Origin of the sequence: Paenibacillus allorhizosphaerae, assembly GCF_042659105.1 — a bacterium.
In the GTDB taxonomy this organism is placed as follows: Bacteria; Bacillota; Bacilli; order Paenibacillales; family NBRC-103111; genus Paenibacillus_G; species Paenibacillus_G allorhizosphaerae.
The window spans coordinates 1,355,854-1,381,286 of sequence record NZ_JBHSRV010000001.1; the positions used below are offsets into that span (position 1 = coordinate 1,355,854).

19 protein-coding genes are annotated in these 25,433 nt (G+C 52.8%); 3 read left to right on the forward strand and 16 right to left on the reverse strand.

Annotated elements, in window-relative coordinates:
• Positions 1–75: 75 nt before the first annotated feature.
• The 10 genes from ACFQI7_RS06040 to addB all read right to left on the reverse strand — a co-directional run bounded on the left by ACFQI7_RS06040 (position 76) and on the right by addB (position 16,989).
• Positions 76–351 (reverse strand): S-layer homology domain-containing protein, encoded by a 276-nt coding sequence (locus tag ACFQI7_RS06040; RefSeq protein WP_377516751.1) that lies wholly within the window; start codon positions 349–351, stop codon positions 76–78.
• A gap of 235 nt (positions 352–586) precedes the next feature.
• Complete coding sequence (locus ACFQI7_RS06045; protein ID WP_377516752.1) at positions 587–1,300, reverse strand: phosphotransferase; 714 nt, start codon at positions 1,298–1,300, stop codon at positions 587–589.
• Positions 1,301–1,684: 384 nt separating this feature from the next.
• On the reverse strand, positions 1,685–1,846 hold the full coding sequence (locus ACFQI7_RS06050) for a hypothetical protein (protein ID WP_218097006.1): 162 nt from the start codon (positions 1,844–1,846) through the stop codon (positions 1,685–1,687).
• Between the two features lie 210 nt (positions 1,847–2,056).
• Positions 2,057–2,857: a VanW family protein gene (locus ACFQI7_RS06055; RefSeq protein WP_218097005.1), complete on the reverse strand. Its 801-nt coding sequence runs from the start codon at positions 2,855–2,857 to the stop codon at positions 2,057–2,059.
• Positions 2,858–2,949: 92 nt separating this feature from the next.
• A complete protein-coding gene (locus ACFQI7_RS06060; RefSeq protein ID WP_218098380.1) occupies positions 2,950–3,474 on the reverse strand; it encodes a CbrC family protein in 525 nt (174 codons plus the stop codon).
• 220 nt (positions 3,475–3,694) lie between these two features.
• Positions 3,695–4,159 (reverse strand): hypothetical protein, encoded by a 465-nt coding sequence (locus ACFQI7_RS06065; protein WP_218098381.1) that lies wholly within the window; start codon positions 4,157–4,159, stop codon positions 3,695–3,697.
• A gap of 186 nt (positions 4,160–4,345) precedes the next feature.
• Positions 4,346–7,831, reverse strand: a complete 3,486-nt coding sequence (locus ACFQI7_RS06070) for an AAA family ATPase (protein ID WP_377516709.1) — start codon at positions 7,829–7,831, stop codon at positions 4,346–4,348.
• Between the two features lie 84 nt (positions 7,832–7,915).
• Entirely contained in the window at positions 7,916–9,091 is a 1,176-nt protein-coding gene (locus tag ACFQI7_RS06075) for an exonuclease SbcCD subunit D (RefSeq protein ID WP_218098383.1), read from the reverse strand.
• Between the two features lie 30 nt (positions 9,092–9,121).
• The gene (gene addA / locus ACFQI7_RS06080; RefSeq protein ID WP_218098384.1) at positions 9,122–13,249 is read right to left on the reverse strand and encodes a helicase-exonuclease AddAB subunit AddA; all 4,128 of its coding nucleotides are present in this window, start codon (positions 13,247–13,249) and stop codon (positions 9,122–9,124) included.
• Positions 13,246–16,989 (reverse strand): helicase-exonuclease AddAB subunit AddB, encoded by a 3,744-nt coding sequence (gene addB / locus ACFQI7_RS06085; protein ID WP_218098385.1) that lies wholly within the window; start codon positions 16,987–16,989, stop codon positions 13,246–13,248. Before addB ends, addA begins: the two co-directional genes overlap by 4 nt.
• 192 nt (positions 16,990–17,181) lie before the next feature.
• On the opposite strand from addB, the gene ACFQI7_RS06090 reads away from it, so the two are divergent.
• The gene (locus ACFQI7_RS06090) at positions 17,182–18,039 is read left to right on the forward strand and encodes a DNA alkylation repair protein (protein WP_218098386.1); all 858 of its coding nucleotides are present in this window, start codon (positions 17,182–17,184) and stop codon (positions 18,037–18,039) included.
• Complete coding sequence (locus ACFQI7_RS06095) at positions 18,036–18,527, forward strand: hypothetical protein (RefSeq protein ID WP_230414834.1); 492 nt, start codon at positions 18,036–18,038, stop codon at positions 18,525–18,527. The genes ACFQI7_RS06090 and ACFQI7_RS06095 overlap by 4 nt, the downstream gene beginning before the upstream one ends.
• Here ACFQI7_RS06095 and ACFQI7_RS06100 read toward each other — a convergent pair.
• Both ACFQI7_RS06100 and ACFQI7_RS06105 read right to left on the reverse strand, forming a co-directional pair.
• Positions 18,517–19,104: a nitroreductase family protein gene (locus ACFQI7_RS06100; protein WP_218098387.1), complete on the reverse strand. Its 588-nt coding sequence runs from the start codon at positions 19,102–19,104 to the stop codon at positions 18,517–18,519. The genes ACFQI7_RS06095 and ACFQI7_RS06100 overlap by 11 nt on opposite strands.
• Before the next feature lie 293 nt (positions 19,105–19,397).
• Positions 19,398–20,201 carry a protein phosphatase 2C domain-containing protein gene (locus ACFQI7_RS06105; RefSeq protein ID WP_218098388.1) on the reverse strand — a complete coding sequence of 268 codons (804 nt, stop codon included), beginning with the start codon at positions 20,199–20,201 and terminating at the stop codon, positions 19,398–19,400.
• Positions 20,202–20,329: 128 nt separating this feature from the next.
• Here ACFQI7_RS06105 and ACFQI7_RS06110 point away from each other — a divergent pair, with 128 nt between their 5' ends.
• Positions 20,330–21,217 (forward strand): AraC family transcriptional regulator, encoded by an 888-nt coding sequence (locus ACFQI7_RS06110; RefSeq protein ID WP_218098389.1) that lies wholly within the window; start codon positions 20,330–20,332, stop codon positions 21,215–21,217.
• 86 nt (positions 21,218–21,303) lie between these two features.
• Here ACFQI7_RS06110 and ACFQI7_RS06115 read toward each other — a convergent pair whose 3' ends face one another.
• From ACFQI7_RS06115 to ACFQI7_RS06130, 4 genes are all read right to left on the reverse strand, one after another.
• Positions 21,304–22,647 carry an ABC transporter substrate-binding protein gene (locus tag ACFQI7_RS06115; RefSeq protein WP_218098390.1) on the reverse strand — a complete coding sequence of 448 codons (1,344 nt, stop codon included), beginning with the start codon at positions 22,645–22,647 and terminating at the stop codon, positions 21,304–21,306.
• 249 nt (positions 22,648–22,896) lie between these two features.
• Positions 22,897–24,267 carry a class I SAM-dependent rRNA methyltransferase gene (locus ACFQI7_RS06120; protein WP_218098391.1) on the reverse strand — a complete coding sequence of 457 codons (1,371 nt, stop codon included), beginning with the start codon at positions 24,265–24,267 and terminating at the stop codon, positions 22,897–22,899.
• 25 nt (positions 24,268–24,292) lie between these two features.
• Entirely contained in the window at positions 24,293–24,976 is a 684-nt protein-coding gene (deoC, locus tag ACFQI7_RS06125; RefSeq protein WP_218098392.1) for a deoxyribose-phosphate aldolase, read from the reverse strand.
• Positions 24,976–25,404, reverse strand: coding sequence for an NUDIX hydrolase (locus tag ACFQI7_RS06130; RefSeq protein WP_218098393.1), 429 nt, complete (start codon positions 25,402–25,404; stop codon positions 24,976–24,978). The genes deoC and ACFQI7_RS06130 overlap by 1 nt, the downstream gene beginning before the upstream one ends.
• Positions 25,405–25,433 lie beyond the last annotated feature (29 nt).

The following is a 25,433-nucleotide window of genomic DNA, read 5'->3' on the forward strand; positions in this document are numbered from 1 at the left end:
TGCTCCGCTATCAAATCATCCGTATCTTATCTCGTAATTCAGCCTTGCCTGAATATTCCCAGCTTATCGCAAAATCTACGTACTGTAAACGCGCGAGGATAATGGAGAACAGCCCCGACCGAACCGGTGATCTTCAAGTCGCCTGTAACGACCGAATTGCGCAGCTTCACACCCGACTCCGATATGACCACATCTATCGCAAACATCAGCAAAAGCGGTAGCGGATCGTTCTTCGTAGCCGAATAACCGGTTCACCACTTTCGCCCCTTCGACGCGCGTAATCGGTGCATCCGGCCGCATCGTACCGTCAGGATAGCCGCTGATCCGAAAAAAATCCTCCTTGCGGGGGATGCTGAGCCGCGATCCGAGAGATGACCACTATGAAAGAAGGCAATCCGAATGTTGGACGAGCATGTATTTATTCGGGTTTATTATTTCTTAGCCAATTGATCATGTTGTCGAATAATTCTACAGAGTATTTGTCGTCATTGCAGAGTTATCTACCCGATGCAATCTTCTTGATTACCTTGACGATACTAGTGTGCGCAGGGCCTGTAGCGTAAAAATGATTTTGGTCTTACCATCTTTAGTTAAACAGTGCTCGTACTCGATTGAATTGGTTATTAAATGCAGTATAATCTCCATCACTTTCGCTCGTAGGCCAAAATTTGCAAAGCCAAAATAGTGAAGCAAGTTTACGTGAATTTACAAATCTAACAACTTCTCGTTTAGATAATTCGAATTGCTCTATAAACCACCGCCAGGAGTCTTCTCCAATCTTTCTAGAGTCCACATGTTCTACGAAATCCACTAAATCGTAAGCTTTATCCGTGCTTCCAGCATATTCAAAATCAACGACTCTCACTGTATTACCATCCCACAAGCAATTAGCTAAGTTTGGATCGCCACGTGAAAATACTTGTTCCCCGGCATACTTTAAGTGTTCTGCTTCTTTACTAAATACCCAATTTCTCGCTAAGTCCCATGCTTCAGAAGTCTGTTGAAATCTTATATTCTCATGATTGCCAAAAAACTCCCGGACCTTTGAAAGCATACAAGATGAGTTGCAGATTACCGGTTGTAATGTATACGACGATGTTCTCACGGGCAACGAATTAAATGTCTTCAATACATTGGCTAAAGCGCATAGTTCTATCGTAGTAATGTTCTGAATGTCACATAATCTGCTACCATTTAAATATTCCATAACAATAATATAACAATCACCAATTTCTTCGATAAAACGTAGAGGTCTCGGGGTAATTCCCTCGGTATAATCATTTAAAGCATTTAATGCGATCCATTCATTTTTTGTTTGTCTTTCTTTTAACGGAGTGAAACAATTTTATACAAAGTCGTTCGTCGCGTTCACGATACAAAAAAACCGAATGATTTCTGCCGCCACTCAAAGCACTTAGCTTCTCACTCGATGTATTCAACAGTTCTTTGATCTTTGTATCGGTTAGCATCTTGAGCTCCTTCTTGCTTACATTTTTCTAGTCACGAACTCACGGTATCTTTAAGAGTAATCCCGTATCACAGCTTTAGCTGATCACAAATTAACGTGCTTGATATTTACGAACTCGAATGGCTTGTCACAACATTGTTCACCTGAGCAGGACATCCTCGAATCGCATATGTCAAGTCTAGGAGCAAAAGCGAATGCATACGATATTAAATTTTTCTACTGCTCTTTCTTAGTTTTACTATCTTTTTCATCCGTTTCAATATACTGTTTTAATTCTTCTTCAATCTCTTCATTACTCATGTTAAAATCGTCTTTATCTACAATGCCTAACTTTTCTTTTATTCTCTGTATATCAGAATAAATCTCTTTGTTTCTCAAATGCGTACTTAAAACTAATCCAAAGGTTACAGATATTAAAACTAATATTCCATATGGTCCGAGAAATATAGAAATTAAATTGCCAGAACTATCGCTGTAATTGTACCAAATATTGTCATTTTGTATCCCTTCAAGATTTTATTTAATCATTGGGTTGTATCACTAGAAAATATATGGGTTACATCATTGAATTTCTAACAAAGATTCAGTTCATTCGTTTGATTTCATGTATTTAACTTCTGAATTATTCTTAATTATTAATTCCTCATTAACAAGTTGGTTATTATACTTGCTTATTTCCATCCTCCATATTTCATTTCCTCTATACCACCTGTTCTCTTTTTGATAAAACTGATGATTTTTTTCCTCCACTTTGTATATGAATTCCAATTCCGCGTTACAAACTATCGTTCCTTCCAGAAATTCATCAGATAAATATATATTAAATTGAAACGTATAGTTTGTTGGGTTGTAAAATTGCAAATCTACATAATTATAAAAGACGCTTGTTCCTGTCCCAAAAGGAACAACTCTTCTATCATCAGGAAATATATCAAAGCTATGATGATGACGTTCTTTGATCTCAAGCGGTGTATGAAGAGCAAGCCAAAATAGCATATTGGCTAATTGGCATAGTCCACCTCCTGTACCAGTTCGAACTGCTCCATTTGATAACATTAAACCTTCGATATAACCCTTGGCTTTTGTTGTTTTACCTATTCGTTTCCAAAAAGAAAATGTCTCTCCTGGGTTTATCACTATCCCATCAATATGCTCAAGAGCAATTTTTATATTTTTTATTTTATTTTCTTGTAATATTGGATCCGAATTAGCTAGGACTCTTCTTAAAACGGATTTATGCTTCTTACAAACAAAATCAAACTCATCAGGCTTTCTACCACGTGCATATTTTATTTTGGGGTTTAAATTCATAAGATGTCTCATCAATATAAGTTGCTGAACTCTCAACTTGTATAAAAAAGGAAAATACCTCAATAATATTTTCTTCATTGAGAAAATCCTCAATTCTTAAGAGTTTTAAGTACATATAATTTATTTCGTTTCTTTCGGATTTATGTGAAGGATCTGCCTTCTTAGAGATTCTAAGACATGTCTGTATATAAACGATGTTTTCCACAATGAATGTATCTAAACAAGTAACCTTGATGATGACCTTTATTTATTAGACTTCTTTTAAATTCCTCTTTAGTTAGTTTCTTACGTTTTCTAATTTCTTCAATATCATCTGTTAGTTCTTCTTCTAGGTGTTCTAATTCTTTCCAACCAACATATCCAACAATGGCACAAAAATCGTCACAATGACTTAACCACCTTTCTTGTTGCCATCCAAAGTAACCGGGTGTCCGGTAAATAAGTTCCTCAATATATTCTTTACTACTAACTTTTTCAAGATTACTTACATCTTGAAATTCACCATCATATTTACCTGCTGCTGAGCCATCTTTAATACACCACGGACAAATTCCTTCTACTTCATCTATTGAATAAAAAGGTCCTTCATATACGTAATTCCTTTCTTCATTACAGATAGGGCACATAGTTTTTTCTTCTTTAATTACACCTATGCTAACAGGGTTTGGATTATATTTAAAAATAGGAAGCTCCATAGAATACCCCCCAATAAAACAGATTGCAGATCTATCAGTAAACGTTCTTGTATTCACGAATCCGAGAGCCTTGAGGCACGGTAGCTCCGGATCCGTCAGGACTTAGGCTGCAGGATTGTCTGCCTAAGTCCGCTTCTCCTTTTGGGACGTACATAAGGGGCACATTCTTGTTGCTTCAATACGTGATGAACATAAAATTTTATAGCGCTGATCGCTTGATTCACGTAGGCGTGAGAGCGCTGGCGGCCCAACAAGTAAAGGGAACGCGATCGTTCCACGATCCCCCGTGCTCAACCGTGTATCCATAAAAACGTTCAACCTGCCCACAATAAGCCTTAATGGTTTTGGAACTGTACCCTCTGGCAATTAACTCATTCTTCAATTGAGTCTCTCGTTCATTATTCCATGTAAAAGTATACTCAGTAGTCACTCCAAGAGAGGTGTGCTTGTATTGAAGAGACTCGCATTCCTCTGCCAAGGCCGGCTCCATCTCGATGCTGCAGCCCTTTAAGAGGTCTAGTAATTGTTCGATAACCCCAAGTGTATAAGGAGCAGACCAGACCGCTTCTTCCGGAAGCCATCTTCTCCCGGGCAATTGTTTGATCTTGGTGACGTCCTCCTGGCTAAAATAGATCAGCTTTACGGTCAACGACTCTTCGTTTCGCTTTGAAAGCAGAATCTTCATGAGTTCACCTTCCTAATTGAGTATATCAAAATTACAATTTTTGGGTAATAAAAAAGAGGCTTGCCAAGTCTATATGAGACCTTGGAAACCTCCCGATGCTTTCGGTGATCATAAAATATTCGATTGCGGTTTTATCTAGACCCGTTTATATCTTATAAACCAGAAATATAGCCCGAGCTGCGTACGCTACATGGTCTCCAAAGAGATTCGGCTTCCTTTGCCACCCGGCTCAGCAGCCTGAACTACAAGACGACGCGGCAGCCGGGCACGCAGCTCCGGTACATGACTGATCACTCCGACCGTCAGCTTATCCAGGTGCAGCTTCTCCAGCGCCGTAATAACCGCCTCGAGCAGCTCTTGGTCAAGCGTGCCGAATCCTTCATCGAGAAAGAAAAATTCGAGCGGGTATTGGCCTTTCAGCTGAATTTGCGCGGAAAGCGCCAGGGCAAGCGATAATGAAGTAAGGAATGTCTCCCCGCCCGAAAGCGTCGTAACCGGACGGCGCACGCCTCCGTTTGCATCATCACGAATAACGAACCCGCCGCCCGAGTCGACTTCGATCGCGTACTTTTGCCTCGTGAGCTGACCCAAACGTTCGGAAGCGCTGCGGCTGACATGCAGGAGCTGTTCTTCGGCTAAAAACTCGACAAATGCGTTCCCGCGAAGAGCGGCTTGAAGCTTAGCAAGCAGCGATAGTTCTTGCTGGCGCGAAGAGCGCTGCGATTCCAGCTCCGACCAACGCATATGCTTCGCCTGAAGCTCCTCCCAATCACGTTCCGCTTTTGCCGTGGCCTGCAGTGCCGCTTCATCTTGTTCCTTGCATTCCTTAAGTTCGGCTTCAAGACGGGACCATGTATCTTCAGATACTTCACGCCCGTTCAGCTCGACCTCAAGCTCATGCCTTCTGGCTGCGAGCTGGTGCTGAAGCTTGCGATGCGCCTCCGTTTCGGCTTGCCACGCCGTTTGCTGCTCAGGGGAAAGCAGCGACTGACTCACTTCGTCGACCGAAGCAAACCGCTCCGCTGCAGATTGCTGTGCCCACTCGGCTTGAAGCTCCGCATCCAGCTGCACGGCCGATTCGGCCGCTTGTCTGGCCGCTGCATCCCGTTGGGCGCATTGCTGCATAGAAGCTTGTGCAGCCTCAAGCTTTTCAGCGGTACTCAAAGCGAGTTCGCGAAGGGCCGTCAGCTTGGCCTGCGCTTCGGATGCGAGTGCCGTTGCATCGTGTTCGCCTATCCACGACCTGAGCTGCTCCCCTTTTTGTGAAATGAGCAGTTCCAAGCTATGACGTTCAGCGCCGGCTTTCACGGATAATTTCTCCATATCGCCCAGCTCCAGCTGCCATCGTTCAAGCTTTTCCTGCTTTTCTGCGAGGAAATCGACGCTCTTCTCTAACCGCTCGCGCAACTCTTCCGCAAGCCGATCCCGTTGCTGCAAGCTTTCGGCTTCCTCGACGATTCGATTCGGATCGAAATCAGAGAATTTGCCCGGCCAGCTTTGCTGCAAATCCCTGATCGCCTTTTTTAAGTCCACATGCTTCTGTTCCTGAGCGGCGAGTAGGCTTTGCACGGCCTGTTCCCGGGCATGAAGCTCCTGCTCCCGCTGATCCGCTTGGCGTTTCTCTTGAAGCAAGTGTTGAAGCGACGATTGCAGTTCTTGAATCTGCCGTTCCACGCCAACCAAAGCATCCGCCGATTCCTTGACGGATAATATAAGCTGCTTCAATTGAAGCTCAGCCGCTGTAATGGCTACGCTGGTCTCATCGGTGACACTGCCGGCTGCTGCCGCCGCTTCCAGCCATCCGGGATTCGGAAGGCCGCCTTGACCTTTTTGTTGATCGTCCGAAGAGGTCAGCGGTTGTGGAACCTGCCGAAGCTGCCCCTCCAGCGTTTGTAATGTATGCAATTGCTGCCGGTAGGTAAGCTGCAGCTCTCTGGCTTGCTGCTGCAGTTGCTCCAACTGCGCGACTTCATTGTCCGGCGAACCATCGGCTCGTACATTCGACAGACGCTCCGCTCCTATCGGATGAGGGTGCTCCGTAGCACCGCAAACCGGGCAAGCCTCGCCTTCATGCAAATGCGCGGCGAGCTGCTCGGCCAGCTTCCCCAGCTCCGCTGCCTTCTCCAACGCTCGAAGCTCGGCAATTTTTTGCGGAATTGCCGTAAACCAGCTCGCTAATGCATGTTCCATACGATTCAAATCGTTATGTATTCCTGCAGCTTCCTGCAACCACATTGTCCCTCTTGCAATCCAGTCCGAACCCGTCTGCTTTAATGCTGCCTTCGCATCGCTCAGTCGTTCCAGCTCCGATTGCTGCTTACGCAGCTCCGCATCGAGCTCCGCCGCTTGCTTCTCCAAGCGCTCCCACTCGCGCTTCTCCTGCAGCGCCTCCTGCAGCTGCCGGCGGTACGCGCTCGGCACTTCGGCGCGCTTCAGCTCCGCTTGCAGCTGCGCTTGGCGCTGCAGCGCTTTCTCGCGCAGCTCGCGCTCGCGAGCCTGCTCCGCGCGGCCGGCGGCGAGCTGCGCCTCCAGCTGCGCCGCCTCCGCGGCCAGCGCGGCCAGCCGCTCGCGGTCGCCCGCGAGCTCGGCGGCCAGCGCCGCCGCCTGGCGCAGCTGCTCGAGGCGCAGCACGAGCGGCGCCTCTTGTGCAGCCAGCGCCTCACGCGCAGCGGCGTGCGCCTCTTGCGCCTGCGCCAGCGCGCCACGTGCGGCCGCGAGCGCTGCGGCGATCGCGGCGGCGGCTTCGCGCTCCCTCGCGAGCTGCGCGGCCGCGGCGCCGAGCCGGCGCACGAGCGGGCGCAACCGCTCGGCTTGCGCCGCACGCGCGAGCCGCGCCTCAAGCGCCGCCACATGCGGCGTCTGCGCGGCCAGCGACGCTTCGCGCGCGGCGACGGCGGCGAGCTCCCGCTGCAGCTCGCGCACGGCGCGCAGCTCGGCGGCGCGGCGCTCGCAGGCCGCAAGCCGTTCGCGCAGCGTACGAGCAGCCTCGCGCGCTTCGCGGAGCCGCGTTTCGGCACCGCCGAGCGCCTCGGTCGAAGCGTCGCCGAGACCCTGCTGCTCAGCCTGCAGCTCCTTGATCGCCACGTCCGTTTCCTTATAGCGTGAAGCGGTTTTCGCACTTAGACGGTCGCCGTACGGCTCCAGATGAAACAGCCGCTGCAGCATCGCGCGGCGGTCTTTTCCCGTCAGCGTCAAAAACTCCGCAAACTTCCCTTGCGGCAGCACGACCGCTCTCGTAAAATCGGCCATGGACAATCCAAGTATGGCTTGAACCTGCTGGTTTACATCACCTGCTTTATCCGCAAGCACCAGCGTCTCGCCGTCCTTCAGGTGAATCAAACGGCTTAAACTGCCTTGCACCGATACATCGCCGGTCCGTTTGAATTGACGGTCGACCCGGTAGCGCAGCACCCCTTCGGCGGAACCGAGTTCGAACGTAAACGATACGGAAAGCGTCGACTCCGACTGGTTCATGATCGCCTGCGTCCCTCCGGACGCTCGCTCCACTTTACCGAACAGCGCCAGCGTAATCGCATCGAGAATCGTCGATTTGCCGCTCCCGGTCGGCCCGAAAATACCGAACACCCCGGCCTCCGTCAGCGCCGTAAAATCGATCTCCTGAACCTCCCGGTAGCTTTGCAGGCCGGATATTTGCAAATGAATCGGCCGCATGTGCAGCCCTCCTTCTTCCTATGATCAATATGGGAAATGAAAGGTTATAGAAAAATTTTCCACAAAATTCAGCCCACTGCCATATTACGCCTCAACGTCTTCCTCATCGGCGGACAGCAGCTCCAGAAACAACCGGACAAGCTCCGGCTCCGGCTGAGCGCCGCCGGTTTGCCGTTCGTAGAAGCGGCGAAACAGCTCGTCCATCGGCATTTTCGCCGCCGAGACGGCTTCCTTCGCGGCTTGCTCCAGCTCCGGATAAACCGGACGTATATGAATCAGCCCTTCTCGGGCTTGCCGAAGCGTATGGATTTGTTCAAGCGACATCGTCTCGTTCAAATGCACTTCCAGATCGATCCACGCATTCGCATCCTTTCCCTCATCCAGCCACCGGTGCACTTCCGCCAGCCCCCCCTTGGCTCTCCACTCCACGAGCGGACGGCCGCAGGACAAATAAACTTCCTCAACGTGCGGCACGGATCCCGGCTTGATCTCAAGAACGGTCACCGATTTGGCATAGCCGGCTTCCCCAAAGCTGTACGCGAGCGGAGAGCCGCAATAACGCATCATCGTCTCCGACTTGATATATTGCGGACGGTGCAAATGACCGAGCGCCACATATTGAGCGCCGGCTGCAAGCGCCGTCACATCGACCGTGTAGGCACCGCCTACCTGAATCGGACGTTCCGATTCCGTTTCTTTGCCGCCAAGCACATACAAGTGGCTCATAAGCAGATTTACGGTATCCTTGCGGTAGTGACGCGCCTGCGCCTGCACCAGATGGCCTACCCGTTCGGAATATGCCGCACGCAGCAACTCCTCCTGAATGTCGTCCGACAGCAGCTCCCGCAGCCTCGACTCGGAAGGATAAGGAAGCGCGAACAGCACCGCTTTTTCTCCGGTTCGTTCGATGCCCGTCTCATAGACCCTCGCCTCCGGCAATCCGACGAGCGTGACGCCGAGCTTGCGGGCAAGCGGAGCGGCTGCAGCCAGCCGGTCCGGGTGATCATGGTTGCCTGCGATTACGTAGACCGGACGGCGGCCTTGGTCCGACAGTCGCGCCAGCGCGTCGTAAAACAATTGCTCCGCCGCAGCAGGAGGATTGACCGTATCGTATACGTCCCCGGCAAGCAACACCAAATCGATCTGCTGCGAGTTTACGAGATCGGACAGCTCGTCGATGAAAGCCTCCTGCTCCGCCAGCCGGCTCCTTCCTTCCAGCGAACGGCCGAGATGCCAGTCCGCTGTATGTAGTATCCGCATGCTTTATCTCCTTTCTCAGTCCCGTACATCTTACAGTTCGACAACATGGGCCCCGTCAAATAAAAAGATAAATTTGTGCAAAACAGGACGTTTCCAAATCCGTTCCACCGCTTTGCCGTATAAATCGAGCTGCAGCCGATAGCCTTCCGCTACCTTCGCGGGAGAACCGCCCTTCAGCCTGTCGGTTTTATAGTCAAGCAGCACAAGCCCTTCTTCCTCTTCGATCAAACAGTCGATAACCCCTTGCAGCATGACCACTTCATCGGATAATCCGCCTTGGTCGGCTCCATAAACGTCGCGTGCGGGCAATCCGAAGCTGAACGGCACTTCGCGATGAACCCGCTTCGTGCGCAGCATGCGTTGCCCGAGAGCGCTTTGGAAAAAAGCAGCGATTCCTTTTGGATCGACTAACGCCCTCTGGGCTTCCGTCAGCAGCTCCCGATCCACCATAGAAGCAAGCGTACGTTGAATTTCCGGCTCCCCCGGTTCACTTTCCAGCGGAATATGCTGCATCACCGCGTGAAATACCGATCCCCGTTCAGCCGCATTCATGTTCTGCTGCTCGAGGAAACGCGGTCTCCTCACGATCACGGGTCGAAAACCGCCGCTTTGCGGCTCCGTCTTTACAGGAAACATAGTCGAGTCCGCCGCAGGTGCACCGCTAATTCCGGGCAAAAGCAGCGGTTCCGGCTCATCCGACAGCAGCTCCATCAACCGGTGATGCTCGGACAACCGTTTCAGCTCCGTCACCGACGTCTTGGATAGCACCGTCGTTGCATCCGGATGCGCATAGTTCCAGGATAGGCGCCGCCATACTTCATGCTCCGTCTGTACGGACCCGTCCACCGGCTCCAAACGGAAGAGCGATGCCCACCGGTCTCCGTCAACCGGCGCAGACGATACCGCAGCTTGCGTCATGCCGGCGAACATGTCCGGCTGAAGCAGACGGACGCGCCATTCCGACGTTTCGCCAAAAAGGAATGGTTGACTGCGGTATTCGAGTCCCCCGGCTTCACGCAGCGGTTGACCGTCCGGATGCCGGATCAAGGCCGGTCCGACCCAATCGAGGTAGCAGCGCGCGTTGGCCACCGCATCATCGGGAAGGGCCTCGCTCTCGTGCGAAAGGAATCTGGACCACGACGCCGCCAGCTTTTCCGCTCCTTTGACCGTAGCGACCAGCACCAGCTTCTCCCTTGCGCGCGTCAGCGCAACGTAGAGCACCCGCATTTCTTCGGCGAGCATTTCCAGCTGAATTTTGCGTTTGATCGCAAGCCAAGGCAGCGTTGGATAGCTTACACGGGTTTCCAGCTCCATATATTTCGGGCCAAAACCCAGTTCCTTATGCAGCATAAAAGAATCCGCGAGATCCCGCCGGTTAAACTGCTTGGCCATCCCCGCCACGAACACGACGGGGAACTCCAGGCCTTTGCTCTTATGGATGGTCATGATGCGAACGACGTCTTCCTGCTCACCGAGCGCCCTTGCGGTTCCAAGGTCTCCTCCGCTCTCCTGCATGCGCGCGACAAACCGCAGAAAACGGAACAGACCGCGGAAAGACGTGGCTTCGTACTGCTTGGCCCGATCGTAAAGCGCCCTCAGGTTTGCCTGACGCTGCTGGCCGCCGGCAAGACCGCCGACATAATCAAAATAACCGGTCACGCGGTATATATCCCAGATCAAATCGGCCAACGACGTTTGCTGCGCCTCGCGCCGCCACTCCTTCAGCTGCGCCAAAAAAAGATTCAGCTTTTTCTGCAGATCCGGATGTTTGGGAAGCTGCTCCCCGACTAGACCATCTGCCGCCTGGCTACGGGCTTCTGCTGCCGTTTCGAGTTTTTCCATTCCGTCTCGAGACGAAACCGTGTTGGATGGCACAACCGTACTTGTATCCTCTGTTAATGTCGCAGCCGCTTCTTGTTCCATTGCAATTTGTTCCGGGTTCTTTCCCTCCATTGCTGCGAATAGAGGTACATCTTTATCTTCTATTCCTCGAGCTTGTACCGCCTCGCTGCCCACATCCCTTGCATACGCGCGAACCGCATCGTAGTACGCTCCATGCTTGCTGTTTATGCGTATATGGGCAAGCTCTTCCGCCTGTAGACCGACGATCGGCGATCGGAGTACGGATACGAGCGGAATATCCTGATAAGGATTATCGATTACCTTCAGCAGCGACAACAGTACCTGCACCTCGGTCGCCGTAAAATAGCCGCTGTTCAGCTCCGCATAGGCCGGAATGCCCTGCAGCTGCAATTCCTCGATCAGCACCGGCGCCCATTGCTGTGTCGCGCGCAGCAGGATGACGATATCCCGGTATACGGCATCCCGCATGCCTCCGGCCGATTTATCGAAAACTTGCAGCGGTCGCCCGCCGTCCATTCCCGTCATAGCACGGATTTGCTGGGCGATATAGCGGGCTTCCAGTTGAACGGTCTGAAGTTCGCGCGCATCCGCAGCCGTCTCGTCTGCGCCAGCTCCTCCCTCATCTTCCAAACCGGCCGATCCGGTATCCTCGAACTCCGTGTCCCGGCTTTCCGCCGAACCTTCGGCCGAGCGGTCGATCAGCACAAGTTCTGCGGCGACATCCTGCTCCGGCTCGGGATAGCCTGCGCCGTAAACAAGCTTCGCCCTGTCGTCATAAGCGATCTCCCCAACCGTCTCCTGCATGATTTGCCGGAAAATATAGTTCGTCCCGTCGACGACCTGGCGTCTGCTGCGGAAATTGCGCGCCAAATCGATTCGCTGTCCCGGATCGGTGCCGTTCGCCCGGTAGCTTTTATATTTTTCCTGAAACAACCCCGGCTCTGCCAGACGAAACCGGTAAATGCTCTGCTTCACATCTCCAACCATAAATCGGTTTCCCGGCACAGGTCTGGAGATCAATTCCACTATCGCTTCCTGCACCCGGTTCGTGTCCTGATATTCGTCCAGCAGCACTTCGGCGTACTGCTCCTGGTATTCCAGGGCGGCAGGCGACGGGACGAGCTGTCCCGGACCCGACTCCTCCGCGCACAATATTCGCAAGCAATAATGCTCCAGATCGGCGAAATCGACGAGCCGCTTGGCTATCTTGGCCTGTCGGTACCGCTCTCCGAAGTCGATCACCAGCTCGCTGAGCGTCTGCATTAGCGGTGCCATCGCCTTCAGCTCCGCATTGAATTGCTCCGGAGTTCGTCCGAACAGCTCCTCCCGCAGCGCCGCGACCCGATCCTTCGCCTCGTTTCGCAGCTCCTTCGTCTGCTCCTGAAGCGCTTTGTCGTACTGGTCGCCTTTGCAAGGTTTCAGCTTTCCGAATGCGGCCCGTTGAAATGCATCGTATAACGGTTCCCAACCATGCGAATCCGATACTTCCAGCAAAGATTCGACGAAGGCCAAATCATCCCGCAGGGTTGCTTCGTACGGAACAGGCCCTCCCGGTTGCCCGGTGATCGAGAGCGCTTCGCGAAGCAGCGCAGCCGCGCCGAGCAGCTCCAGCCGCGCGGAAGTCAGCAAGCTGGGCACCCATGGGTTGTCACCCGCCACTTCCCGTTCGAACATGGCTGCGCTTTGGCGCAGCCAATGATCGGGCCATGGATGGCTGCGGGAATCGTCATATAAGCGTTGAATGAGCCCGAACAGCGCGTCGTCATTTTTGTCGCCGCTGAACGTATCGGCAAGCCGCCAGAAGGCGTCCCCTTCTTCTGCTGCGCCGTATCGTTCTTCAAGCAGCTCCTCCAGCAAATCCTGGCGCATCAAGGCGCTTTCCGTTTCGTTTGCGATGCGGAATCCGGGATCGAGTCCGATAAGCTGGTAATGCCGCTGAATGACTTCCATGCAAAACGAGTGAAGCGTCGTAATGGAAGCCCGCTGAATGAGCGCCAACTGGCGCTGCAAATGATCCGATCCCGGATTTGCCGCGAGCGCCTTTTCCAGCGCTTCGCTGATCCGGTGGCGCATTTCCGCTGCGGCCGCCTTCGTGAACGTTGCCACCAGCAGCCGGTCTACGTCGAGCGGGTCCCGTTCATCGGAAATGCGCCGTATGATCCGCTCGACCAGCACCGCCGTTTTTCCCGAGCCGGCTGCAGCCGCCACCAGCATCGAATGGCCGCGTATGGCAATAGCGTCCCATTGATCGTCGGTCCAGGTGCTGCCTTCCGGTTTCGGTATTTTATCGATCATGGCGTTTCTCCTCCGTCGTCCACACTGCGTTCTTTCATCATTTCCCGTTCCTCGTCCTGCTGCGATGCCGCAATCTCCATTTCAGCGATGGACAGCGGTTTGGCAGCGGCCGGACGGAACGGACGGGACGCATCCTTCGTTGATCCCAGAGTTCGTTCCCCGCTGCGTAAGCCTTTACTGCTCTCGCTCACATTAGACTGTTCCATCAGCTCCCACACAAGCTCTTTCCCCATAGGAGCCAGCGTCTTGTAGGCATTCCCCTCGAACTGAAGGTCAAAGTGGCATACGGACCTGTAAGCACATTGCCCGCAAGCGGTCATTGCCCCTGACCGGTAAGGCGTAATGTCGATGCATCCGTCCGTCATCGACTCGCCGATGTTCTTGATCGTCCGCTTGACATAACGGCGAACCGTATCCCACTGCTGCTCCGTCGCGACGGAGGACGTTTTGTAGAAGCTGCCGTCCGTTTTGAGCGCAGCGGGAAGCAAGTCCGAGTATCCGCTTGAGCCGATCAGTCCGCTATCCATCAGTCGGATTATTTCCGGATCGGCCGTGAGCATTCCTTTGGTCTTAAACTTTTTGAGCAGCTCCGCTTGCACCGCATCGCTGCTTAATCCGTTCTTTGCGTTCAACACCGGATTATGTACGTGGAAATAAAGCACGCCCGCCGGCTTCGCCTCCTTGCCAAGCCAAATCGGGGAATGCGTCAATATAACGTCAAGATAAGCCAGCATTTGCAGCGAGAGCCCGTAATACACTTCGAACATCTGAAGCGCTTTGCCGCTCGATTTGTAATCGACGACCCTTAGCAGCGTCCCTTGCTCGGTGTCGGCTCGGTCGATCCGGTCGATTCTGCCGCGAAGCTCCATTTGGACTCCGTTGGCCAACGGGTACTGCATCGGCGGTATGGACTCGCCGCTCCCGAAGCCGATTTCGAGCCCGACGGGACGAAATTGTCCGCGCTTCGCATGCTCTCCCAGCATTACCGCCGCCCTGCTGATCACCTGCTTCAGCTTTCTGGCGATGTAGAGGTAGCGTTTTGAGCTTAGCAATATTTCCCCTTGAAGCCTCGGAGCAAGCATGTCGACGACAATCGCCGCCCGCCGTTCGCATTCTCCCGGAGTAAGCGCGCCCCAATCCACGCCTTCTTTCATCGTCTGTTCCGCAAACAAGCTCAGCGCCGAATGGAACAGCTGTCCGACGTCGGGCGCATCCAACCTGAATATGCGGCGTTCCTTCAAACGTAATCCGTGTGAAGCGAACTGCGAGAATGGACAAGACACGAAGCGTTCCATTCTGGATACGCTGGTCTCGATGCGGTCTCCGTATAGCAATCGGCTTGTTTCCGCGCTTAAATACGCTTCCTGGTTCGTATAGAGCAGCGACTGCAGCAGGCGCGACAGCTTGGCGCCATATTCCGGCTGCCGGGCGAACCAGTTGTATACTGACCACCAGACGCTGCCCACCGGCTTTCCTTGCATCCACAGCTTCAGCTGAACGATCAGATGCGAGAGCGCCTTGTCCGGGCTTACCGCATATTCCATCTGTTCGCTCAGCGGCGTCCCCGGAGCCGGATCGGTCATCAGCAGCCGTTCGCTTATTTGCGGGAACATCCGCTTCATTTGACGAAGCACATCGGACGGGAGCAGCGATTTTCCTTCTTCATCCGCTAGCGGATAGCTGAGCCATAATCCGCCGGATGGCGTACAGAAGGCGCAATAAATCAGGAATGGCTCGTCAAGCAGCCGTCTGCGGCTGCCTTCCGCCATAGAAAGTCCGGCGCTGGCGAGCTGCTCCCGCTCCATTTCGGTCAGAACGCCGCTTTCCGTTATTTTGGCCGGCATAACCCCTTCATTCACGCCGAGCACAAACATATGCTTTACTTGACCGGATCTTGTACGGTCCATGCTCCCGATCAGCACCTGATCCAGCGTCGGCGGCACCAATCCGAGCTTGATGCTCTCCATGCCGGTCTCGACCAGCTCCGTAAACAGCTCCAGAGACGTCGGCTCCTCCCCCATCAGTTCCACCAGTTGATCGAGCATATCCATCACACGGTCCCATACCTGCGAATGCTCTCTTGCCTTTTCCGGCTTGCCCTCGCGAAGCGCGCCCTGGCTCCACATCTCCAGCCTCTCCGGTACGTGCAGACCGACAAGCAGCTCATACAGCGCCTCCACCCGGTCGCGAACGTTCGCCCGCTTCCGCATCCGCTGCTGCAGTTGACCAAGCGGTTCAGCAATGCGCCTGCGGCAAGCGTTCATCGCATTCAAAAACTTTTCATCCGCAGCGTTCGGCCCATCCCCCGCTTCATCCAGGGTCGTCCGGTACGAATAAGTCCAATCTCGCGAATCGATCCATTTGCTTGCTTGAATGCCGAAAGCGAGCACGTAGTTTTCCAATTGATCCATTAAATGCCTGTCGATCCGCACGGCCTCTTGTTCGTCCGCGTCGCCCGAGCCGATCGGCAAAAAGAAATCCGTCTTCACGCAGCGGAAAACCGCATCGTATTTCCACCCGTTTCGGATCGCTTCGAGCGATGAGCGGATCAATTCGACAAGCGGATGATGCATCACCGATCGTTTCTGATCGAAAAAGTGCGGGATGCCGTAATCCTTGAACGTCCCGGCCACCAAATCTCCGTAAGCTTCAATGTTGCGCACGGAAACGGAAATATCCCTCCATCGCAACCCTTCGTCGCGCACAAGAGAGACGATGTCGCGGGCCGCCCCCTCCACTTCCGCTCTCCGGTTTACCGCCGCCGAGATACGCACCGGAGACTTCCCGATCGTCGGAACGGCTGGCTTGTACGGCCGTTTAATCCGGTCTTCAAAATGACGTTCCAAATACGCCAGCATCGGATTGTGCTCGAACCGAACCGGCGGATCGCCGTTCAACATAACCGTTTCGTTTATATGTACGCCCGCTTGCGGCAAACGCTCCCGCAGTTGAATCAAAGTCCGGGCTGTAGGATGAAACAAATCAAGCTCATGCGGACGTTCTTGCGTTATGTAATCTTTATTCAGGCATAATGTTAACGTTACGTTGTCGCTGTATAGCGCGAGCTGCTCGAGTACCGCGAATTCCTGGGGCGTAAACCCGTGGAAGCCGTCAACCCAGCATTCGGCTCCGCGTACATAGGTAGACTGCTGCAGCTGCTGTGCGAGCAAAGTCAAGTAGTCCTCTCCGTCCAGGTACAGACGTGAAAGTTCAGCCTCGAATTCGGAATAGACGAATTGCAGATCGTGAATCTTGTCTTCTAGCGCCGCTCCGGTTTCGCCCTGGCCGCCGGATCGGGCGCGGGTCTCGTACCACTGCCGAAGCCCTTCGCCCGTTATGCAGTATCGCTTCAATTCGCTGAACAGCTGATTTAAATTATCCAGAAAGCCTGTCTGATCCGTGGAAGCCTGGAACCGGCGCAGCCGGTCTTTATGTTTATGTAAAATACGGTGAAGCAGCAGCTTCTTGCCGGTTTCGTCGATCGGCAGCCTTGCCGTCCCTCCGACCTCCTGCATGACCCGCCATGCAAGCCTGCGGAAGCTGAGCACCTGCGCGCGAAGCGTTCCCCCCAGTTCAGGCGCGGAGATGAGTGCATACTCCGCCTGAAACGTCGCCTGCTCCGGCACCAGCCATATCAAACGCCGTCCGTTCGGCGCCTCGATCAGCTTGCGCTTAATATCCCGCAGGCAAAACTCCGTCTTGCCGCTGCCTGCCCGGCCGAGCACAAAACGAAATGCCATAAAAGTCTCACCTCAATCTCCGAATCGTTTGCCATTGACTCTACTATTCTACCAAAAATGACTCGGTTTAGGGAAAAGGTAGGTTTTGGTTTATTCCATCATTATATCATACCGAACGAATAAGAACACTTGTTCTTTACGCGAATTTCTTATACAATAATGCTAAGATTCCAAACAAAGGAAGTGACCCGGATGCAGCCGACTACGAATTCCCGCAAGCCCGATTGGGAGGAGGGGCTTGCCGCCGCTGCGAAGAATGGTTCAATTCAGGAGCTGCTGGCGCGGATTCAAAATGAGCTTGCAGGACTCGCAGGCACACCGCGGCAAGCATTGCAGCACAATGCCGTTCAATATATCGAAGCCGCTCTTGATTACGACAGCGCGGAGCTGGTGCTTCTTGCGGAAGCACTGTCTGCCACAGAACAGGAGCTCGGCGAGGAATTGGCCGTATTCATACTATCCGTTCATTATGGCGGGGATCCCGACCGCGCAGCAGCGCTGCTGCAGCGGCTTGCAGCAAGCGGCCATGCGCCGGTTCGAGAATGGGCGGCTAAAGCATGCGGAGCCGTGCTTGCGAAACACTTTGCGTTGTTTTACCCCATGCTGGAGACGTGGACTCGCAATGAATCACCGTTCGTCAGAAGAGCGGTCATTGCCGCCGTCCAGCTTGCTTCGAACGCGAAAAATCCCGCCTGGGGCCCGCTCCTGCTGGATATGCTGGAGCCGCTCATGCGGGATAACGATCCGGTTGTCAGAAAAGAACTGGCCCCGCGAACCTGGAGCGGGCTGCTGCGGTATTACACCGAAGATGTGGAAGCAAGACTCATGAAATGGGCGGTGAGCGAAGACCGTTTCATCAGACGCCATGCGGCCAGGTTATTCTCGGCACCGGAAGCGGCGCTGCACGTACAGCGGCTCAGTCCTGCGCTGCGTATCCTGCTGCGCGACGAATCCGCTTCCGTCCAGAAGGCGGCCGTCAGCTCTTTGCTGCAAGTGAGCAAAAGAATCCATAAGAAGGAGGCGGCGGAGCTGCTGGGAGCGGTCCAATGAACGCGCGATACCCTTGGATATCCATGACGTTTCTCATTGCTATCGTCTACGGAGCCAGCTTTTGTCTGATGTACATGCTCGCCGGGATGACTTATTCTTTGTTCAGCCAAGTGCCTGCCGATCAATCGCGTAATATTTCCGCCATTTACTATGGCGCCGTCTTTACCGTCATCCCGTTTGCCGGTCTCGGTTTATATGCTCCGGCCCGTTACATGTTCCGTTACATCATGCACGCTCTGGTCGTAGCTTTTCTCGTTGAAAAAGGCATTATCGTCTTCCTCGCCACCTTGCTTGCATCGGGCTTTCCCGCTTCCTGGTACGGACATGCCTTTCCTGCCGCAGGCTTCGGCGTATTGTGCGAAGAATTTCCGTTCTACTGTACCCCGTATGTCTGGAAGTACATCGGAATCGGCACGTTGATTTCGGCTGTCAGCCTGTATGCAGGCTCTTTGCTCGGAGCCCGGCTTGCGCAACCTTCTACTCCGTAATCCATACGGTTTTATTACTTGCCGACGTTCTTCTGTTCGCAGCGGGGGGAGTCATATCCGGATATCCTATATAGAGAAGGCCGACAAGCTCTTCACCCTCTTGCAGTTCGAATGCTCGTTTCATCCGCGGATGGTACATCGGTTCGCCGCTGCGCCATATGGCTCCCAGTCCGAGCGCGTGCGCCGTTAACAGCATATTTTGTACTGCCGAATGGGCTGCGGCGAATTCTTCGATTCGAATAACTCCGGGGGCAGCGGAAGGCGATACCACAACGGCAATGACAAGCGGGGCCCGGAACGCTTTCGCCCCTTGTTTGCTTCTAAGCACTTCCATTTCCTTCTTCGCTAAGTTGGATGCGTTCTCAGCAGCGATATCGGCATAAGCGTCGGCCAATATTTGTCGACCCGATCCCGTCATGACGTAGAACCGCCACGGTTCCGTACACATATGGCTGGGCGCCCAATTTCCCGCCTCCAATATCCGTTCAATTTTATCGCGTTCTACCGGATCGCTCTTGACGCGGCCGATACTTCGCCGTGTTCGGATCGCCTCGTAAAGCGTCATATCGTCTTTCATCTGTTCATCCTCCGAAAGCAAGCTTTGTCATAACATTAAACCTTATGATACATTCACGCCTGGAGAGCGTCAATCCGCAATATGACGACAAAGAGCCATCTTTTTTTAAGATGGCTCTAAGATTCACTTACCTTATCGTACCCGTGTGCTGTTCATCGTTTTCAACATACAGCTTGTTTGGGTATCGAAGGCAGCGGTGATTTTACCGTCCAACTGCTGGCCCATTGCCATTTCTCAAGGTCTCTCCCGTATGAAAATCAAGTAGCTTTATGGAGCATGCATTCCGCCGCTCCTTAGAAACTCAGCAGGATCGCGGTTTTATCATCAGGCCGGACGCGATGGCTTCGCTCCCAATCTTCCATTTCCAGCATGTACGCTTCAAGGCCGATCTCCAGCACTTTATGGATCACTTCTTCGTGGCGGCCCTCCGGATACACCATTCCATCCGATATGAGTAGCAATGATTGCAGCTCGGCTGTCTCTACCGTACCGATTTGAATATATTGTCCCATCTCTTCCATTCCGTTCGCAACGGCGTACCCTTCCGGCGTATTGGCCATCCATCGCTGATAAGCTTGCTGATGGGCCTGCTCCTGGAAATAAGCTTCCTCCGGTACGAATACGCCCTGTTTGCGGTCTAATGTTCTCTTCGCCTCCGCTCTGGCTAATACTCCGTCTACATAGTCTTTTGTTAATACGGTGGTATTTCCTCGGTTGTCGAGCGCGATGATCATGCAATCTCCAACATGCGCGTAGGACGCCTTGTTGTTGTGTACGACGGCCACTACGGCGCATGTCGACCAGAGCAGATGCCTCTGCGTCATATCGAGCTGGGAGGAATGCATCCGCTCTCTTAACCGTCGATTCGCCTCCACCAGTTCGGCCGCCGCGTCGCAAGGACCGGACAGGCGCGCAAAATGTTCCCTGAACAAGTTCGATGCGATGAACGCGCCGTTATGTCCTTCGTCGTCTTTATAATCATCCATCGGCGTGACCCCGTCGAAAACGCCGAACACACCCGCTCTTTCATTAACGACATAAGCATCCTCAGCTTCCCGCTTTTGAAAGCTTTTCCTCGTTGCTGCCTGCCATTTCACGATTTCTCATCCTTTCCATTCGACAAGTTGAAGAGATTGCAAAGTTAAGAAACTAGAGTAGATCGAAACCTCGCAATATCGTATAATTTAAGCAAAACTTTCCATATTCCTTGCAAAGGAGGTTGTTTATGTCCATTTTCCCGGTCTATCAGGATGTCGTTTCCATCGCGAATTTGAGCAAAGAACAGCTTCCTTTTTTCATGCGGCACGTGACGGTATATAAGAGGAAACGACTGCATCATCACGATTTTGCCGAACTCGCGCTGATCGTGGAAGGAAACGGAACGGAATTGATTAACGGAAAGCCCCATGAATTGCGCCCTGGCACGATCACCTTTTTGCTACCGCACCATATCCATGAGCTTCATACGACGGAGTCCGGCCCCCCGCTCCAGGTGTATAATTGCTTGTTTGACATCAGCTTGGCCGTCGGACCGCAATCAGACCCGGAGCTGAGCAATCTATTCATGAATTCCGTAGAAGAGTTTCCCGCTTATACGGATTTGTCCGGCGAAGCGTTTGAGAAGATGAAACGCATTTATCTCGAGCTGTTCCATGAATATTCCGGTTCCTCCCCGGGAAGAAACGCACTGATTCGTGCAAAATTGACGGAAGCGATCGTCTTGTACATTCGCTCCCGGCCTTCTTTCCCGGTTCCCGGCGAAAAATCGCTTCAGCCTCATCCCAAGGATCACTTCTGGGAAATGATCCAGTACGTTCATAATCATTACATGGACGATCTTGACTCCACGTTGTTATCCGAACAGTTTGGCGTCAGCGCCTCCTGGATTCATCGATCCTTTAAAAAGTATTTGGGACAAGGCTTCCTGCAATATATTCATACGCTGCGCCTGCGCAGAGCTTCCGGGTTATTGATCGCAACGGATATGGGCATTCATGACGTCGCGGTAGAAGTCGGCTTCGAATCGTACCGGACGTTCTCGCGCATATTTAAGGAAATGACCGGCATAACCCCAAGCGAATACCGCGCTTCATATGCCAAAACAATGAAATGAATTGCTGCCATTAAAGCTCACGGTTGATTTGGGAGTAACGCCCGGAACGTCCGAAATTACTCCCGCCTTTCGCCGCAAAAGATCGCTTAACGCGTCTTCTCGTCCTGAATATATTTTTCCGCCTTCTCGTTCGCTTCTCTCAGTACCGTGTTCACGTCCTGATGCTCCTGCACCATCCGTTTGACAGCCTCGGACAAAAAGGAAGTCAACTTTGAATCGTACGGCGTGATAGGCGTTGCCGGAGCCGGTTTGACCGAGAATATTCCCGCCATGTTTTTGCCTTCATACACTTTGAGCCCTTTCGCAAATTGCTTGCGCAGCTCCAGATTGTTGAGGACCGTCAAGCTGTAATCCCGGTTCAATTCCGTCTGTACTTCGGTGCTCGTTATTACTTCCATCACCCGGTAGGCTGCTTCCTTGTTTTTGCTCATCGGCGTCACCATAAGCGATTGAAATTCCACTTCCCGGCCGACACCCTTCCGATCTTCGGCGCTAGGGAATGCAGCCAAATCCCAATCAAAGTTATTGCCCCCATCCGCCAATGCTTGTACCCGGCTCGTTAACCCCGCTATCCAGAACGGATACATAGCCAGCTTCTGGTCCTTAATAAAATAATTGACGCCGCCATACGAATATTTTCCTTTTTCATCGACGATTCCCGGAATGTTGTACAAGTTGCGAAGATAGCTGAATACATTTTGGAGAGGTACGGAGGCAAGGAGCGGTTTCTCCTGCTTCTCGTCGATCAGCGGGATGGCATGCGAACGGGTATATACCTCAATTCCGCCGTCCCAGCCGATGTACTGTACGCCGTTATCCGAACGGGTCACTTTTCTGGCCACTTCCAGCAATTCATTCCACGTCATGCCGTCTTTCGGATAAGGAACGCCGAACTTGTTGAAAATGTCTTTATTATAGACGAGCACCCCGTAGTTCATAGCATACGGAATGCCGTACAATTCGCCGTTTTTACCGTAATTTTTGATCGCTTTCACAATTTCGGTTTCAAACCGGTTCAGATCCATATTTTTCGCCTTCACCATCGGATTGAGATCGCTGCCGAGTCCAAGCTGCAGCATATTCATCATCCCCGAATGGGTCGTAGCTATAAGATCGGGAATTTCCCCGGCGGTGATCAACTCGTCGATCTTCGCTCCTTTGATCTGCTCGATCTTAATGTTCGGATATTTTTTGCGAACCGGAGCGGCCAACACTTCCAAATCTTTCTCCGTATTGATCCCTGCCGAATTGGAGAACAACGTTACCGTTACCGGCTCCGTAGTGAACGTCTCGGCTTTTGGCGCTTCCGTCTTCGCATCCGTCCCCTGGGCCGGCGCCCCTGCATCCTTCGCGCACCCTGTGATGGAGACCATAGCTACGGCCAGACACAACCAGCGTGTGGTTCTGAATTTGCATGCACTGTGTTTCATGAAATGTACCCTCCTTGGATCACTCTGTCAATCTTCAACGGATCGCTGATTTCTAGCTTCATCGTACCGGAAAACCGCATGCCTTGTATGCCAAATTCCGATGCAGGAAGGTCATTTTCGAGCAATGCAAAAAAACGGCACATCGCCGCTTTTTCCCTTCGTTCCCGGGATGAAGCTGCGTGTGCCGCTTGAACGGACCGAGTATAGACCTGCCTTACTGATAGAACTAACGGTACAAGCTGCGTCAAACTACCGCTTGCTGCGAACTTCAAAGATCGCGAATTTCAAATAGTTGCCTTCATCAACCCCGAGAATTCGCGGATGATCTTTTCCTGCCGCACGGAATTCGATAAGCCGCAAAATTTTACCCGCATCCGTCGCTGCCGCATGAACGGTTTCGAGAAACAGCTCCGGCTTCATATGATACGAACAGCTGGCCGTCACCAAATACCCGCCTTCGTTGACAAGCTTCATCCCGTGCAGATTAATATCTTTATAACCGCGGCACGCGCCTTCCACCGCTCCACGCGACTTCGCAAAAGCCGGCGGATCGAGAATGACGACGTCCCAAGTGCGTCCCTTGCCCGCAAGCGGCTGCGACGTATCGACTTTCCTCACATCGGCTTGGGCCCGCTCCATCCGCTGATCCAGCCCTTTGACCTGCTCGCGCAAATAATCGAACGCATCGGCAACGACAAACTCCACCCGGTCGGAAAAACCGTTCAACTCGACATTTCGCCGGGCCGTCTCCACCGCGTGCTCCGAAATATCGAGACAGGTTACTTTTTTCGCCCCGTACCGGCAAGCATGAAGCGTAAAGCTTCCCGTATGCGAGAAGCATTCCAGCACCGTCGCGCCGTCCCAGTAAGGAAATGTCACTTCTTTGCCGTTCGGGTTCACCGGCATCCGTTTGGTCGATCCATCGTCTTGTACCCGATCTATCAACTCAATCCCGCTGCGGCGGCCCCAGCCTTGCATGAGCGGCGCCAGTGCGGCGCGGTTTTCCCGTTGGTCGAAAAAGTAGCCCGTCTTCTGGCCTTGCTCGATATCGACCTCGATCAACAGGCCGTTCTCGCGAATGGTAACGTAGCGAGGACAATCGCCGTAAAGACAGCCCGTCCGTTGCTCCAATCCTTCCAATTCGCGAACGGAAACATCGCTGCGCTCGTAAATACCCGCCGGCTGCATGACATGGACAAGCGCTTCCAACAGCTGCTCTCTTGCCTGCTCCATGCCAAGCGTCAAGATTTGTACGACCAATATGTCCTCAAACTTATCGACAATGAGCCCGGGAAGAAAATCCGCCTCCCCATACACTAAACGGTAAGCGCGTGCATCCGGTACGAACCGTTCGCGATGCGCCTTGCACTGTTCGAATTTTTGCGCGAAAAAATCAAAATTCATCGCCTCCAAAGGCTCGTACGAAACGACCCGGACGGCGATTTGCGATGCCGGGTTATAGTAACCCGACGCCAAATATTGCCCGATATGATTATGTATGGATACGATCCGGCCGGTGGCGATTTCTCCTTCCGCCCGTTCGATCTCCGACTGGAACACCCACGGATGTCCTTCCTCCAGCCTTTTTTTCCGTTTCTTCTGCAAATAAACTGCTGCCATCGATGCTTGGCCTCCAACTTCGAAATTAGTAAGACGAGCTGCTCTGGAGTCCGGTTATTATCGCTACCCCGGAACTCGTTCCGAGCCTTGTAGCCCCGGCTTCGATCATCTTCACCGCCGTTTCGAAGTCGCGAACGCCGCCGGACGCTTTCACTCCGATCGCCGCGGACACGTTCGCCCGCATCAAGCGAATATCTTCAACCGTCGCTCCGCCTTGTCCGAAACCTGTGGACGTTTTAACGAAATGCGCTCCCGCTTCTTCCGACAGACGACAGGCGGCGATTTTCTGCTCATCGGTTAATTGGCCGGTTTCAAAAATTACTTTCACGATCGCCTGTCCTTCCACAGCTTTCACGACAGCCCGAATGTCCTCTCGAACGGCATCGTAATCTCCCTGTTTCAGCCGGCCGATCTGCAGCACCATATCGATCTCTTCCGCACCCTGCTCGGCTGCTTTTGCAGCTTCGTACGCTTTTACCGCGCTGTCGTTCGCTCCTAGAGGAAAACCGCACACGACTGCGATTTTGACGCCTGTCCCTTGCAGCAGCTCGCGGCATACCGGCACCCAGGTTCCGTTCACGCAAACGCTGTAAAATCCGTACTGTTTCGCCTCCTCGCACAGCTTGCGAATGGCGCTTTCATCGGCCTCCGCCTTTAGCAGCGTGTGGTCGATATAGGAAGCGATCTGTTTCTTATCGAAATTAGTCATTAGTTCACCTCGTAGCCCAGCGCTTGCAGCGCCTTTTTTAACACGGAATCGTTATTCCCGTAACCGGAGTGCGTTTGCTGATGCCATGCCTCGAGCGGATGCAGCCATTCTACGCCGCGTATTTCCTCCACCTGCGCCTGCAGCGTGCCTCCCGTTGCTTCAACCAGATAATAGTGCACTTCTTTATCGACAAGCCCGACACCTGACAGGTTGAACTGATACGTGATTGTCTCCAGCGGTTGTAAAATGGCACCTTCGATGCCCGTCTCTTCCCGAATTTCCCGGAGGGCGGTTTGTTCAACCGTTTCGCCCGATTCCATCTTTCCTTTCGGCAGCGTAATTTTGCCGTAACGGTCCTGAATCATTTGCACCTGCAAGTCATTCCCGACCTTGCGAAATACGACGCCTCCCGCTGAAATCTCCTTCATCGACATCACCCTTTCATTAGTGTAAATGA

What these genes read in the sequence shown, in the direction of transcription:
- ACFQI7_RS06055 (WP_218097005.1), bottom strand. Translation starts at nt 2,857, where the DNA reads ATGAAGAAAATATTATTGAGGTATTTTCCTTTTTTATACAAGTTGAGA.
- ACFQI7_RS06060 (WP_218098380.1), bottom strand. Translation starts at nt 3,474, where the DNA reads ATGGAGCTTCCTATTTTTAAATATAATCCAAACCCTGTTAGCATAGGT.
- ACFQI7_RS06065 (WP_218098381.1), bottom strand. Translation starts at nt 4,159, where the DNA reads ATGAAGATTCTGCTTTCAAAGCGAAACGAAGAGTCGTTGACCGTAAAG.
- ACFQI7_RS06070 (WP_377516709.1), bottom strand. Translation starts at nt 7,831, where the DNA reads ATGCGGCCGATTCATTTGCAAATATCCGGCCTGCAAAGCTACCGGGAG.
- ACFQI7_RS06075 (WP_218098383.1), bottom strand. Translation starts at nt 9,091, where the DNA reads ATGCGGATACTACATACAGCGGACTGGCATCTCGGCCGTTCGCTGGAA.
- addA (WP_218098384.1), bottom strand. Translation starts at nt 13,249, where the DNA reads ATGATCGATAAAATACCGAAACCGGAAGGCAGCACCTGGACCGACGAT.
- addB (WP_218098385.1), bottom strand. Translation starts at nt 16,989, where the DNA reads ATGGCATTTCGTTTTGTGCTCGGCCGGGCAGGCAGCGGCAAGACGGAG.
- ACFQI7_RS06090 (WP_218098386.1), top strand. Translation starts at nt 17,182, where the DNA reads ATGCAGCCGACTACGAATTCCCGCAAGCCCGATTGGGAGGAGGGGCTT.
- ACFQI7_RS06095 (WP_230414834.1), top strand. Translation starts at nt 18,036, where the DNA reads ATGAACGCGCGATACCCTTGGATATCCATGACGTTTCTCATTGCTATC.
- ACFQI7_RS06100 (WP_218098387.1), bottom strand. Translation starts at nt 19,104, where the DNA reads ATGAAAGACGATATGACGCTTTACGAGGCGATCCGAACACGGCGAAGT.
- ACFQI7_RS06110 (WP_218098389.1), top strand. Translation starts at nt 20,330, where the DNA reads ATGTCCATTTTCCCGGTCTATCAGGATGTCGTTTCCATCGCGAATTTG.
- ACFQI7_RS06115 (WP_218098390.1), bottom strand. Translation starts at nt 22,647, where the DNA reads ATGAAACACAGTGCATGCAAATTCAGAACCACACGCTGGTTGTGTCTG.
- ACFQI7_RS06120 (WP_218098391.1), bottom strand. Translation starts at nt 24,267, where the DNA reads ATGGCAGCAGTTTATTTGCAGAAGAAACGGAAAAAAAGGCTGGAGGAA.
- deoC (WP_218098392.1), bottom strand. Translation starts at nt 24,976, where the DNA reads ATGACTAATTTCGATAAGAAACAGATCGCTTCCTATATCGACCACACG.
- ACFQI7_RS06130 (WP_218098393.1), bottom strand. Translation starts at nt 25,404, where the DNA reads ATGAAGGAGATTTCAGCGGGAGGCGTCGTATTTCGCAAGGTCGGGAAT.